Source organism: Streptomyces sp. NPDC059851 (assembly GCF_042732005.1).
Taxonomy (GTDB): Bacteria; Actinomycetota; Actinomycetes; order Streptomycetales; family Streptomycetaceae; genus Streptomyces.
Map to the genome: position 1 here is coordinate 37,398 of NZ_JBHWJJ010000048.1, position 13,229 is coordinate 50,626.

The window sequence follows — 13,229 nt, forward strand, 5'->3', positions numbered from 1 at the left end:
TCGTCCGGCACGGGTGCTGGGGGGAGCCCGTTGCTGCCGTGCCGGACGGGGTGCGCGGGCGGTCAGCCGCCGTCGACGTAGGCGCGGGCTGCCACCATGACGTCGCGCCAGCGGCCGTCGGCGATGCACTGGGCCGGCGCCTCGTCATCGAGTTGCGGGTTCATCCCGATCATCCATGCGCGTGCCGTGTAGAGGCTTTCGGCGTCCTGGATGAGCTGGAAGACCTGCAGCGCGGCGCGTAGGCGCTGCTCGGATTCGGGGCGGGGCATGGTGTCGCCCGATGCCCACTTGCCGACCTGCTTGGGATCGCTGATGTTGGCGATCCGGGCGGTCAGGCGTTGCCCCAGGTTGTCCTGGAGGAAGCGGGCGATGTCGCTGATCTGCATGCGCACGGTGGTGACGTGCGCCCGCTGGGCGCTGGCGACGCTCCTGGCGACGGAGGATGCGGTGTCTGAAGGCATGGTCAGGTCTCCCTCGTAGCCTTCACTGCGCGCCCGTCCGGTGGCGGGTCGCGTGTTCAAGCGACGGGTTGTCGGGGTGTGCGCCCAGGACCCGGCGGCTGTCGCGTGGCTGCCGCTGCGAGAGCAGGCAGACGGGACGGCTGGGTATCGGTGAGCTGCGAACGCTTCGTGAGTGGTTCCGACCCGCTGGGAAGCGTGACCAACGCGGGTGCGGTGTGTGCCTGCCGGCCGGCGTCAGCGGTCGGCGCTCAGCACGGTTGTATTCCGGTCCACAAGGATCCGGCACATGGCTGATGGGGTAGAGCCGGGAGCGCAGCGGGGCCGTGGTGGTCCGTGCCGTCGGCTGGGAGTGCGGCCCTTGCTGCGGGTGGTGGTGCCGCGATGCGCAGCACGAACGCGGCGGCTAAGCACGCACTGACGGCGTTACCGATGGTGCTCATGAGATCCCCCACATGCTCCAAGTTGCTGGACGTACTGTCCAGGTTACCCATTATCACGTTCCAACTCCACCTCTTACGCAGAACCCGACGGCTTCTCGACGAAAAGTCAACTGGCCTGTTTGAGCAGGTACTTGCCCCATGACCTGCATGTACGCCATCGGTCCGGGTGGGGGCCGATGGCGTGGGGCGGCCGGCAACGGGATTGTTTTTCGTTCCTTCGGACGATTCGGGCGGGGTGGTTTTTGGGGTTGGCTTCCGGTGTCTTCCGGGGTGGGCAACGCGAGGGGTCGAGGGGGACGAGGGGGGCGAGGGGGCCGAGGGGGACCGCTGCGTGGGTCACAGCATGGTGAGCCCGAACTCGTCGGCCACCCCCCGCAGTGCCTCCGAAGTCGGGAAGACCAGGCTGGACTCCAACTGCTTCAGCTCCAGGTCGTTGAAGACGGCCCAGCACTGGCGCATGCCGTAGAAGCGGGAGCGGTAGGCGATGCCGTGGATGAGGCGCTCCTGGTGCGCGGGACCGGTGCGCTGGGTGATGGCCCAGGCCGAGATCAGCCGGGTGATCCGCCGGTTGGGGCCCTGGACGTGCTGCGTGGTGAGCCTGTCGACACCCTGCTCCGCCAGCTTCGCACTGAGCTCGTCGGACAGGGTCTTGAGGGTGCGGTCGTCGTCCACGTCGAGGAAACGGGCCTCCTTGGGAGGCTGGAGACGGACCAGGGTGTGGCTGGTGCTCCAGTCGCGGGGCAGCTTTCCGGGAGCGAGGAAGGAGGGTTCCTGCCAGTCGTCCGCGATCACCTCCAGCATGTCGGGGTGCACGCGGAAGGGGGCTAAGGCCTCTGCGAAGCACCCGTCGGGTTCGGAGGCGCAGTAGAGGGTGCCGTAGCTGGCCAGGCTCCAACGATTGCCGCCCTTCTCGGCAGCGTCCTCCGAGCTGATCGTTTCGTACGTGACCGGGTGCGGCGACTTCCCCAGACGCCAGACGCCGTCTTCCGGCGCGGGTACGAGGCTGACGTCCAACTGCGTGGTGTCCCGACTCATGCGGCCGCTCTCCTTGCTCCGGCCGTCCCTGCGGGCAGTTCGGGCCGGTGATGCTCGTGGGCTCGTGCGGCGGTCCGGGCCGGCAGGGCGGTCCGCTGGGAGAGCCGGTTTCCGTGACGGTGTTGCGCTCATGAGGATGAGGACCACTCATGTGCTGGGTGCTCGGCGCGCGACGGGTGGGAGCGCCGTACGGCGGTACGGGTCCGTGACACGTGCCGAACGATCATTTTTATGCTCGGGTACGACCGAAGCGAGCCGGTTGCGGTGGTCTGAGGGGGCGCACGAGGGAACGCGGGGGCGCACACGGACGTGATCAGGGTCCGCCGGGCAGCCGGCACTCGGAGAGGTCGACCTCCACGACGGCGGCGCCCGCGTCCCCGGTGAAGGAGAGCACGACCCGCCCGCCGGCTCCCGCGGGACGGGCGGCGATGCTGCGGACGGGGCTGCCCGTGGCGAGCAGTAGACGGCACAGCCCGGTGGCGGCGTCCCAGATCCGGATGGTCCCGTCGCCCGCGGCGCCGGCGACGAAGCTGCCGTGGCCCTCCGCGTTCCACACGGCCAGGGCGTGCACGGCCGCGGTGTGGCCGGTCAGCGGCTCGCCCAGGGGCCGGCGCTCGCGCAGGTCCCACAGCCGCACCGTGCCCGTGTCACCGCCCGTCGCCAGATACGGCGGAAGGCCGCCGAGGGGGCAGCAGTTGACGGCGACGGCGTGGACGAGGCCCTGGTCGCACCGCACGGGCTCGCCCAGCGGTCCCCCGTCCGCGTCCCACAGGCGCACGGTGCCGTCGGTGCCGCCGGAGGCGAACCAGTCCGCACCGGACCCGCACGAGACGGCCGCCACCGCCCTGACCCGCCCTTCGTGACCGGTCCACTTCTGCAACGGGCCCGGGCGGTCCAGGTCCCACAGCACGACCCTCCAGTCGTCCCCGCCGCTCAGGAGCAGATGCCGGCCGTCCGCGGTGGTGCACGCGGCGAGGGCGCGGACGGGAAGGGAAGGGACGTGCCCTTCGAGGACGTCGGGCAGGAACTGCCGGGTGCCCGCGTCCCACAGCCGGATACCGGGGTCCCCGTCTCCGGCACCGGCCACCACCAGGAGGCGGCCCTCCCGGCGGTGGGCCCAGACCAGGGCTGACGGCGCCCGGCCGGTGTCGATCCGGGTGACGCCGGCCCCCGTGCCGATGTCCTGGACGTCGATGTCGGGACGGCCGCCACTGAGCGCGAACCAGGAAGGGGCGGCCGGATCCACCGGGTCCGGCAGGAGCAGCGCTCCGCCCGTCGGGGCCGGCTCGGCAGGCGTGCCCGCGGTGGCCAGCGCCCTCTCCAGGACCTCCCGGTTCCACAGGCGCAGCGTGCCGTCGCCGGACGCCGAGGCGAGGATTCCGGCGTCCGGAGGAGCAACGGGGCTGAGCGCGGTCACCGCCGCCGTGTGACCGCTCAGCAGTCCCGGCGGCCCTCCGGCGGCGATGTCCCACACGGCGATGTCGCTGCCCGTGCCGGCCGCGAGGACGTGCCGCTCGCCCAGAGCGAGCGCGACCAGGCTGCTCACCGCCCCGGTGGTGCCGGTGAGGGTGCAGTGCAGTCCGCCGGTGCCCCAGACGGTGACGCTCCCGTCCGCATGGCCGGCCGCGACCGTCCCGGGTCGCGTGGTGGGGGCCAGCACCCATGCGGCGCTGGGGAGTTCGAACCGTGCCACCTCCTCGGACGCCGCGGTGTCCCGGAACACCAGCGACGACCCGTCGGCGACGGCCAGCAACGGCCGTCCCGGCGGCTCCTCCACCGCGGCCAGCCCGGTGGGGCTCGTACGAGGCGGATGCGGCGGATGCGGCGTGAGAGGTGTACGCGGCGTACGCGGTGTACGCGGTGTACGCGGTGTACCGTCCGGCAGGGTCAGCAGGGGTTGGGGGCCCATCCGCTCGTTCCACCAGACCACCTCCCCGTTCCCGTCGGCGCAGAGCACCGCGAGCTCGTTCCCGCCGTCGCGGTACGCGCACACGTCGGCGATCCAGATCCCGCCGGGCCGGTGGACCTGGTCGACGAGGCTTCCGGTCGCGGGGTCCCAGAGGCGGACGGTGCCGTCCGCGCTGCCGGACACGAGCAGGGCGGACTGCCCCGGGCGCGGCGCGTCAACCAGGTGGCGCACGGCTCCCTCGTGCCCCCGGATCCGCTCGCGGACCGCCGTCCCCTCGACCGCGTCGACCAGTTCGATACCGCCGGCCTCGTCGCCCACCGCGAGAGCGGGGCGCCCGTCGGGGGCCGACACCGCCGTCAGGGACCGTACCGTGGTGTCGAGGGTGACCAGGACGTTGACGGGCGGCGCCCACCGGGACCACAGCACGCCCAGCGGCGTGGCCCGGCGCGGAGACGCCAACTCCTCGGCCGTCCGCGGGCGCGGCTCACCGGGGAACCGCAGCGCCGTGTACGCCAGGTGCAGGCTGGCCAGGCGGGAGGGGTGGTCGGCGTGGTGCAGATAGGGCTCCACCGCCGCCCACGCTTCCAGCCAGTGCCTGCCGTCCCGCCCCCGGTCCGGACCCAGCAGGCCGCGGACGGGGCTGCCCGTCAGCCACGGCAGGACATCGGCCGGCACGTGCGCATCGTCCAGGACCCCGCCCAGCCGGGCGTGACCGGCCAGGTAGCGCCGGACGTACGGGTGCGGGGCGGTGCCGGCGGTGTGCGGCGCGGCCAGTTCGGCGAGCGCCCGCGCGATACGGGCGTGCACGGCTGTGGCGGCGGCGTCGTCGCCGCCGTACACGTCGCACCCACCCGCCGGCCCGGCAGGCTCGTCCCGATCACCCGTCATCCCCATCCCCCCACCACGCCCGGCGCGGGCGACGGGCCGAGCGCGCAGGACGGCGGCCAACCGCTCGTGCGCCGGCCGGTAGACCCGCTGGTCCTCTTCTACGTCACGGGTGAGGTACCCCGCCAGACGGCCTCCCAACAGGGTCCGGATCTTGGCATCGGCGTCGTCGAGGGCCTCCCCGAGCAACGCGGACGCGACCGCGGGCCACACCTCACCCCAGGCGATGCCGCGCCCCTGCGCGAACGCCGTCGCCCGCAGCAGCGCCCGTGCCTCGTCCGCCGCCAGGCCGTCCTCCGCCGACCTCGCCAGGTCGGCTTCCAGCAGTCCGGTCGTGCCCTCGCCCAACTGTGCGAGCCAGCGCGCGTCGCCCAGTAGCGGCGGTCCCGCGCCGCGCAGTTGGTGCGCCGCCACACGGGCGTCGAGGAAGGAGCGTCCCACTGCCCCGGCCACCGTTTCCGCCACCTCGGTCAGGTCGTGTCCCGCCCAGGTGGCCTCCCCGTACAGCAGGGCCCGTACGTACCCCTCGACGTCCTCGCCCGTGTCCTCGCCGTCGGTGCGCAGCACGGCCGCCCCGCGGAACGCGCCCCGCAGTCCGTCCAGGAGGTCCTGGCCGCCGTCCGGGACGAGGCGGTCGCCCTCGCCCGGACCGCTGCTGCGGACGGCGACGACCAGCCGGACACCGCGCCGCACCGGCGGGGGTGCGGTGTCCGGCTGGTCGTGCCCGGGGTCCGGAGCGTGGCCCGGGTCCGGAGCGTGCTCCGGGGGCGGCTGACCCGGTGGTCGATGACCCCCGCCGGGCCGTACGGACAGGTGGCCGGCCAGCGGCACAAGCACCTGGTGCAGGGCCGCCCCCGGGTCGGTCGCTTCGTCCAGGGAGTCGACGACGATCGTGACCGCGGGGCCGGGCGAGCCCAGGAACTCCCGCAGCCCCAGCTGCCAGCGGCTCATGTGGTCCCGGCCCGAACTGTCCGGGGAGACCCCGAGCTTCTGCCCGATGACCCGCATCAGGCCCAGTGCCTCCCGGTTGCGTGCGGTGACCGCGATGGTCACCGAGCCCTCGTCCGGGACGGTCTCCGGCGGGCAGTGCCCCACGGCGGCCGCGAACAGGTCCGACTTCCTGAACGTCGCGTCGCTCAAGGTCACCGCGCGGCCCAGGAGGGCCGACTTCCCGCTCGCGGTGGTCCCGGTGACGACCAGGACCCCGGGTGCACCCCGCAGGAAGGAGACCAGCGAGGCGTTCAGGTGCTTGCGGCCCGAGAAGTACCATCCGGTGTCGTCGGCGCCGGTGCGGCCGCTGGCCTTCTCCAACCAGTAGCCCATGTCGTCGAGGGTCGCCGCCACTTCCTGGCGGCACTCCTCCACCGCGGCCGGCTCCGACCGGTACCCCGGGTTCGGCAGGGTCGGGGTGGGGACGTGTTCCTTCCCCATGAGCACGGCGCAGTCGACGGACAGGTTCCGTTCGAGCCTGGCGCCGATCGTCTGCGTCGCCTGGTACAGCGCCCGGCTGAACTCCGACATCGTCAGGTACCGGCGGGTGTTCCCTCCGGCCGTGCGCAGCCACTCGTGCGCCTCCCGCAGGACGAGCGCGAACTCCCCGCCCAGCACCCGCATCTTGGGCGCCGCCGTGACCAGGACGTTCAGCGTGCCGTGCGTGGTGCGTTGCGTGGCCAGGTCCCGTGAGAGTTCCAGCAGCTCCCCCGCCATGTCGGCCGACTCGCACATGTTCACGATCACCAGGACGTCCCGGGCGTACGAGTCGAGCGCGGCGATCACGATCTCCGTCGTACGCAGACCCGTCGCCAGGAGCCGGTGCGTGTCGGTGTCCTGCAGCACCGCGAAGTGCTTCGCCGCGGCCGAAGTGACCCCGTGGCCCGACACGTACAGCACCAGCGGGACGTCTTCCTCAGCCTCCCGGATCCCCGACTCGGCGAGGAAGCGCTCCACGTCGTGACGGCTGGTCACCGGGTGGGTGGGCGCCACCTTCACGAAGCCGGGACCGTCCGGCGGCCGTTGCTCCCACCACAGGGACACCGCGGCCAGTTGCGCGCCCAGTGCCTGCCGCAACGCCTCCGTACCGTCCTCCATCGCCAGGACGAACAACGTGCCCCCGGGCGGCGCCGCCACCGCACCGGCACCGTCGGACAGCGCCGGATCCGGAACCCCTCCGGCGACCGTGTCGGCCGGCGTCACCGGCACCCTCCCGGGACCGGCCAAGCCGATCCCGCCCCGCTCCCCTGCCACGGTCCCTATTCTTCACTGCCATGAACGCGCACCCGCACCCGCACCGAGCCGCCGCCACCGCCACCACGACCACCGCGGCTGCTACGACCGCCGTCGCTGCCGCCGCGCAGCAGCTGCGGGACTCCGGGGAGTTACCCGAGTACGTCACCCAGGACGCCGTCGTCGTCGTCCCCGGGATCATGGGCAGCACCCTGTACGACACGACCACCGGCAAGGACGTCTGGGGGATCGGCGGCATCTCCTGGCTGCTGAAGGCCTGGACCACGCCCTCGGGCCTGAAGTCCCTCGCCATGACCGAGGACGAGCTGGCGGGCAAGACCGGCCGGATCAAGGCGACCGGCCTCCTCAAGCACTCCGCGTGGACCCCGTACCTCGCCGGCAGCGAGCCGTACACCGATCTGGTCGAGACCGTGCGGTCCAGCGTCGCAGACCCGGCGGCCGTGTGGGAGTTCGCCTACGACTGGCGCCTCCCCGTCGCCGCCAACGGCCGCCTCCTGGCCGACGCCGCACGCCGGCACCTGACCGAGTGGCGCCGCCACCCCGCGCACGCCCGGGCCCGCCGCCACCGCGCCGACCAGCGAGAAGGACGGCTCGTCTTCGTCGCCCACTCCATGGGCGGACTCGTCACCCGCGCGGCACTCGACCCCGCCCACGACAGCGACCTCCACACCGACACCCGGGGCGTCATCACCCTCGGCACCCCCTTCCAGGGCTCGGTCAAGGCCGCGGTCATCCTCGGCACCGGTCGCGGCGCCCCCGTACCGCTCCCGCACCGCAAGCTCCGCTCCATCTGCGCCACCATGCCCGGCCTCCACGACCTGCTGCCGCAGTACAGGAGCCTGCGCGCCGGGGGCGACGTACGCCACCTCACCCCGAGCGACATCGCCGCGATCGGAGGCAGCGCGGAGCTGGCGCGCGACGCGGCCCGCTTCCACCACGGTCAGAGGAACATCAGCCTGCCCGACCACCGCTCCGTAGTCGGAGTCAACCAGCCCACCTGGCAGAACCTGACCGTCACCGACGGCCGGGTCGAGGCACACTACGACGGAGCCCGGTCGAACTCCGACGGAACCCTCATCCGGGACCGGCACGACCGCCTCCGCTACTTCCGGGTCCACGGCGACGGCACCGTGTACAAGGAGTCGGCGGTCCTCACCACCGCCGTCACCCACCTGCCCCTCCAGCACGGCGACGTCGCCAAGGCGCGGACCGCTCTCGATGCTGTCACGGAGATCCTGCGCGAGGACATCCACGGGGGGCCGCCCCAGGGCGAAGCCGGCTGCGGCCTGACCGCACCCGACTTCGTCGAAGCCGGCCAGACGTGGAAGATCCAGCTCAGCGACGTCGACTCCCTCTCGGGCCTGACCTGCCGCATCACCGACCTCGACAACCCCGGCCCCGCCCCCCAACTGGCTCTGACCTGGGAGGACGGCATCGCCACCGCGAAGGCGGCCGTACCGGCCCCGGGCCTCTACCGCATCGAGGTGCACACGGCCGACGGCTTCGGCATCACCCAGCTCGTCATGGCCGCCGAACCCGGACAGCCCCTGGCCGAAGCGGAAGCCTGACGAGCACGGGGCGCGCTCCCCGCGGCGGGGACGACCGGCCGAGGGCCGTCTCGTCAGTGGTCCCGCACGGTCGGCGTCGCGACCGGGTCGGCGCTCGCTGCGGCGAGCCGTCGGCGGATCCGGCGGACTGCCGCGGCGTGCGGTCCCTGGAGGGTGACGACCGTGGTCAGCAGCTGCTCGCCCAGCTGCTGGCTGAGGGCGGGGTCCGTGATCGTCCGCCAGAGGCCGTACGTGCGGTGGACGGCGGCTTCGGTGTCGGGGTGGTCCGGTCCGTGCAGCTCGGCGCGCAGGCGGAGCGCGTGCAGGTACAAGTCCACGGCTGCACGGTGGTCCCCGGCCAGGCTGGCCAGGTAGCCGCGCACTTCCCGGATGTCCGTGGTGGCCGTGGTGGCTGTCGTGCTCTTGGCGGCGGTGGCGGCGCTGCCGCGGGTGGCCGCGGTGTGCTCGGTGTCGAGCTGCTCGGCGAGCACCACGGCCTCGTCCAGCCTCCCCTTCCCGGCCAGGGCGGCAATGGCGGCGATCCGCGCGGGTACGTCCACTTCCCCCACTTCGCCCACTTTTCCGGGCGGTTCGGCGGGCGGTTCGGCGGGCGGTTCGGCGGGCGGTTCGGCCGGCGGCGTTCGCGACGCGGCGGACGGTGTGGCCCAGAAGTCTGCGGTGACCACGCCCCAGGGCAGGAAGAGTTCGTTGCTGCTCACCAGTTCACCACCCTGCGGATGCCGGTCACCCGGGTCATGTAGGACGAGGAGCCGCGCCAGCTGCTGTACGGCACGATGCGGGTGCGGACCCCGGTGCGGGGTGCCTCGATGAGCATGCCGGAGCCGATGTACATGCCGACGTGGCCGGGTCGGGCGGCCGAGCCGTCCGAGCCGGCGTTGAAGACGAGGTCGCCCGGCTTGGGGCTGTCCAGGTCGACGTGGAGCGGCAGGTTGATCTGGTCGAAGGTGACGCGCGGGATGCTGATGCCCGCCGCCGCGTAAGCCCGCTGCATCAGGGAGGAACAGTCGCACCAGTGCGCCGGGTCGGAGCCGTGGGCGTCGGTGCAGTCGCCGCCGAGGTGGTACCAGCCGTCCTTCTGCTGCAGCGCCCAGCCGACCGCCGTACGGACCCGGGGCGGGGTGTCCGGGGGCAGGCTGAACCCGGCGGGCAGGGCGACGGGGCTGCCGTACCCGCCGTTGCCGCCGTCCCCGCCGTTGCCGGGCGCGGTGTACTTCGCCGACCTCGCCATGATCTTTTTGACGTAGTCGTACGTCTGTCCTGCGGCGAATCCGGCCGGGGGAACGCCGCGGAACTGTTCGACCCGCCCCCAGCCCGCGTTGTATCCGGCGAGGGCCAGTTCGACGGGTGATCCGCTGTACTCCGGGTGCTGTTTCGCGGTCTTCAGCAGGCCGCACATCATGCGGCCCTGAGCGGGAATGGCGTCGGCCGGATCCATGACGTCCTTGTCGCCGTCCCCGTCGCCGTCGACGCCCTGAGCGGCCCACGTGGCGGGGATGAACTGGGCGATGCCGTAGGCGATGGGGGTGCCGTCCGCGCTCCGGGAGACTGCGTACGGGCTGAAATGCGACTCCGCCCAGAGCTGCGCGGCCAGGACCGACGGAGGCAGGCCCTGGTCGCAGGCGGCGGCCGCGGCCAGGATGAGGGGCGCGTACTCGGCGGGTACGCCGTCTGCTCCGCCGATCCTCAGCGCCCCCGCGGTCGGCCAGGTGCCGATGCCACCCTTGCTGTCGTCCTCCGTGAGGGTGGCGACGAGCATCACCATGCCGATCCCGAGGGCCAACGGAGCGGCCAACGCCCCCGCAGCGGCCAGCCCTAACCAGCCCTTCACCCGCATCGATCCCCCCGGTCCCGACCCCGTCGCTCGTTTGCGTCCACGAACGTTCAATCCGGCGCATCGGGACGGCGTTCGATCCCGCTGCGGTACGTGGCGGACCGTGACAATATGCCATTGCCGCCCGGTGGTTGTTGTTGAGTATCCGTCAATCACGTGCCGTAGGCGGGTCGGTGTAGGGTGCGCAGGCGCTCGGGGTGCCGCGTCGACGCAGATGCGATATTCACACTAGTGATGGCTTCTGTGGGGTGCCGCGCGCAGAGCGCGGTGCGTAGTGCGTAGTGCGTAGTGCCTAGTGCATGGTCCGCAGTGGGCAGTCGGGGGATTCGTGGGGAAGAAGAGTGAACCGGCCCTTGTGAGGTTGCCGGTGTCGGCGCGGCTGGTGGTGCCGGTGATGGCCGCTACCGGGGGCAGCGGCCGCTCCACCGTGGCGCACCTCCTCGCCACCGCGATGGCGCCCCTCGCCGAGACCGTGGTCGCCGACTTATCACCGCGGCTCAGCTCTCCCTGGCCCTGGTGGACCGCGGATGACGCGCAGGCCGGCGGCCTCGCCGCGCTCCCGCCCGACCAGCCGCTGAGCCGCGCCGACATCCGCAGCGCCGCCGCCGTCCGGCAGGCAGCGGCCGACAGCCACTGGTCGGTACTGACCGACGCACGCGCATGGCACGCCGCCCCGCTCGACCTGCCCGCCGACCCCGCCGCCTGGCACCAGCTGGCCGCCGCCGGCGGCTGGCAGCTCCTCCTCGCGGACACCGCCCACCCGGTCGCCCACGACCTCCTCACCGCACGCTGCACCGGCCTGCCGGGCCTCACGCGCGCCTGGTGCGCCCTGCCCTTCACCGTGCCGGTCCTGTGCGCCCAGCCCACCGCCGCCGGAATCCAGGCGCTGCAGCAGGCCGTGATGGTGCTCGACGCCGAGGGCCTGCCCCTGCAGCGCACGGTTGTCGTCTTCTCCGCCGCCTCGGACGGGCGCCTGCCGGCTACGGCGCAGGCAGCCGCCACCATGCTGACCGCCCGCGCGGCCGCCGTGGTCCAGCTGCCCCACGACGCCGACATCCGCACGCACGGCCTGGCCGCCCCGCCGTCCCGCATCCACGGCCGTACGCGGCAGGCCGCCCGCGAACTCGCCTCGGCGGTCCTGGCCGCCGCCGGCGAAGCCTTCGGCGAGCCGCTGCCGGACGCCCCGCAGCCCGCCGCTGCCCCGAATCCCGCACCTGCCGTTCTGGACGAGGAAGACCCGACCCGATGAGCCACATCCTGACGACCCTGCACGCTGTCGCCGCCGACCCCGGCCTCGCCATCCTGGCCGACGGCCCCGTGCCCGCCTTCAACCCGGCACTGCCCGACCCGGTCAACAACAGCGCCAAGACGATCCTGTCGTGGACCGCGGGCGGCGGCCTCACCCTCGCCGTCCTCGGCGGGCTCAGCGGGTGGGCGCTGACGGCGATCGGCCACAACACCGAACGCGCCGCCTTGGCGGCCCGGGGCAAGCAAGGCGTGCTGTGGAGCCTGATCGGCGCCGGGGGCATCGGCATGACGTCCTCCCTGGTACTCGCCGTCTACAAGATGTCGAAGGGCAGCTGACCGTGGACGCCTCCCCAGGACTCAACGCCCGCCGAGCCCGCTTCATCCTGGCCGGCGGCGCCGTCGCAGTGGCCGGGCTCCTGGTTGCCGGCGGATTCACCGCCGCGACGCTGATGAATGGCGGCGATGCCAAGGGGGAGCCACGGGCTTCAGCCAGCCCGTCTGCTGGAGCGCCGGACACCGCCTCGGACACCCGGGACGAACTGATGACGCCCCAGAAGGGCAAGAAGCTCCATCTCAAGAAGCCCACGGGCCAGAAGGACGGTCTATCCACAGGCTTTGGGTCATCACCCGTCGGTGGGATCTCTGCAGTCGTCTACTTCTGGGAGGAGTACGCCTGGCTGGATGACGAGAAGGCCCGCCAGCAGCTCAACGCCTTCGTGGCCAAGGACAGGCCGGGGTACGTGGACCAGAAGATTTCCGAGATCCGCAAGACGCGCGAAGCCATCGGGCTCGCTCCATCGGGGGGCATTCCGGCCGACATCAACTTCACCACTTCTGTCACCGCTGCACGTGTGAAGACCCTCAAGCCACCCGGGCTACCGGTCGGCGATGTCATGCAGGTCTGGCTCTCGTACGACCGCTTCGCCACCGGGCCCAAGGGAGGGCGGGACGAGAATCCGCTGCGCGGCGAGACTCAGTCATTCGTCATCAAGGTGGAGGGCGATTCATGGAAGCTCACGGACGAGTTCGACTCTCTGGGTGACTTCCCGCTCGCCTACGAGCCCAACAGCCCATATGCCTGGTCGGATGGTTGGGCTCAGGTGCGTCATGCCTGAGCGTCGGCAGTGGTCAAGCCGCACGTTCGTCGTCCTGTGCGCCCTGTTCGCGCTAGTGGGGTCCGACGCCGTTCTCACTTTTGCTGTAGCGGCCGACGATCCCAAGTATCACGCGTCCGTTGGGCCGGCGGATCCCATTCCGAAGGAGTGGGCACACGAGCAGTACGTCGGTCTCAACTCGAACGGCAAATACTGCTTGTTCGAGCGGATCAACGACCGCACCACCTGCCACTTACCGGGCCCCGGTGACCCTCCCATCCCCGGCAAGGGTCGGCTGCTCATCTGCGAGGGTGCCGACGGCAACGGTGCCCGGGACTGCGACGAGAAGGGCCAGCGCGAGGCGGAGGCCCGACAGCTGAAGCTATGGCGTGAGGCCTTCTCGGAGCAGGACGAGAAGAAGTACGCGGAGCTGATCGAGTTCGTCAGCGACTGCGTGGCCAAGAAGGGCCGGCCCTTCACCGTGTGCAAGAAGGAGGGCACCGGCAAGTTCGGG

At 72.2% G+C, this 13,229-nt stretch carries 9 protein-coding genes and 1 pseudogene; 5 read left to right on the forward strand and 5 right to left on the reverse strand.

Annotation, left to right across the window (positions count from 1 at the left end):
* Nucleotides 1-62: 62 nt before the first annotated feature.
* The 3 genes from ACFV7Q_RS18765 to ACFV7Q_RS18775 all read right to left on the reverse strand — a co-directional run bounded on the left by ACFV7Q_RS18765 (nt 63) and on the right by ACFV7Q_RS18775 (nt 6,923).
* Nucleotides 63-461: an XRE family transcriptional regulator gene (locus tag ACFV7Q_RS18765; protein WP_385429686.1), complete on the reverse strand. Its 399-nt coding sequence runs from the start codon at nt 459-461 to the stop codon at nt 63-65.
* A gap of 776 nt (nt 462-1,237) precedes the next feature.
* Nucleotides 1,238-1,936, reverse strand: coding sequence for an RES family NAD+ phosphorylase (locus ACFV7Q_RS18770; RefSeq protein WP_385429688.1), 699 nt, complete (start codon nt 1,934-1,936; stop codon nt 1,238-1,240).
* A gap of 313 nt (nt 1,937-2,249) precedes the next feature.
* Nucleotides 2,250-6,923, reverse strand: a complete 4,674-nt coding sequence (locus ACFV7Q_RS18775; protein ID WP_385429690.1) for a hypothetical protein — start codon at nt 6,921-6,923, stop codon at nt 2,250-2,252.
* A gap of 71 nt (nt 6,924-6,994) precedes the next feature.
* Between ACFV7Q_RS18775 and ACFV7Q_RS18780 the strand changes: the two genes are divergently transcribed.
* Nucleotides 6,995-8,542, forward strand: coding sequence for an esterase/lipase family protein (locus tag ACFV7Q_RS18780; RefSeq protein WP_385429692.1), 1,548 nt, complete (start codon nt 6,995-6,997; stop codon nt 8,540-8,542).
* Nucleotides 8,543-8,595: 53 nt separating this feature from the next.
* Here ACFV7Q_RS18780 and ACFV7Q_RS18785 read toward each other — a convergent pair whose 3' ends face one another.
* The gene (locus ACFV7Q_RS18785; protein ID WP_385429694.1) at nt 8,596-9,240 is read right to left on the reverse strand and encodes a tetratricopeptide repeat protein; all 645 of its coding nucleotides are present in this window, start codon (nt 9,238-9,240) and stop codon (nt 8,596-8,598) included.
* A complete protein-coding gene (locus ACFV7Q_RS18790; protein WP_385429696.1) occupies nt 9,237-10,376 on the reverse strand; it encodes an NlpC/P60 family protein in 1,140 nt (379 codons plus the stop codon). Before ACFV7Q_RS18790 ends, ACFV7Q_RS18785 begins: the two co-directional genes overlap by 4 nt.
* 391 nt (nt 10,377-10,767) lie before the next feature.
* Between ACFV7Q_RS18790 and ACFV7Q_RS18795 the strand changes: the two genes are divergently transcribed.
* The 4 genes and pseudogenes from ACFV7Q_RS18795 to ACFV7Q_RS18810 form a co-directional block, all read left to right on the forward strand.
* A complete protein-coding gene (locus ACFV7Q_RS18795; RefSeq protein ID WP_385429698.1) occupies nt 10,768-11,622 on the forward strand; it encodes a hypothetical protein in 855 nt (284 codons plus the stop codon).
* Nucleotides 11,619-11,957: a hypothetical protein gene (locus ACFV7Q_RS18800; RefSeq protein WP_385424042.1), complete on the forward strand. Its 339-nt coding sequence runs from the start codon at nt 11,619-11,621 to the stop codon at nt 11,955-11,957. The genes ACFV7Q_RS18795 and ACFV7Q_RS18800 overlap by 4 nt, the downstream gene beginning before the upstream one ends.
* A gap of 2 nt (nt 11,958-11,959) precedes the next feature.
* Nucleotides 11,960-12,736 carry a hypothetical protein gene (locus ACFV7Q_RS18805; RefSeq protein ID WP_385429700.1) on the forward strand — a complete coding sequence of 259 codons (777 nt, stop codon included), beginning with the start codon at nt 11,960-11,962 and terminating at the stop codon, nt 12,734-12,736.
* Nucleotides 12,737-12,932: 196 nt separating this feature from the next.
* Nucleotides 12,933-13,229 (forward strand): annotated as a pseudogene (locus tag ACFV7Q_RS18810) (hypothetical protein); the annotation flags it as partial.

What these genes read in the sequence shown, in the direction of transcription:
- ACFV7Q_RS18770 (WP_385429688.1), bottom strand. Translation starts at nt 1,936, where the DNA reads ATGAGTCGGGACACCACGCAGTTGGACGTCAGCCTCGTACCCGCGCCG.
- ACFV7Q_RS18795 (WP_385429698.1), top strand. Translation starts at nt 10,768, where the DNA reads ATGGCCGCTACCGGGGGCAGCGGCCGCTCCACCGTGGCGCACCTCCTC.
- ACFV7Q_RS18780 (WP_385429692.1), top strand. Translation starts at nt 6,995, where the DNA reads ATGAACGCGCACCCGCACCCGCACCGAGCCGCCGCCACCGCCACCACG.
- ACFV7Q_RS18765 (WP_385429686.1), bottom strand. Translation starts at nt 461, where the DNA reads ATGCCTTCAGACACCGCATCCTCCGTCGCCAGGAGCGTCGCCAGCGCC.
- ACFV7Q_RS18790 (WP_385429696.1), bottom strand. Translation starts at nt 10,376, where the DNA reads ATGCGGGTGAAGGGCTGGTTAGGGCTGGCCGCTGCGGGGGCGTTGGCC.
- ACFV7Q_RS18800 (WP_385424042.1), top strand. Translation starts at nt 11,619, where the DNA reads ATGAGCCACATCCTGACGACCCTGCACGCTGTCGCCGCCGACCCCGGC.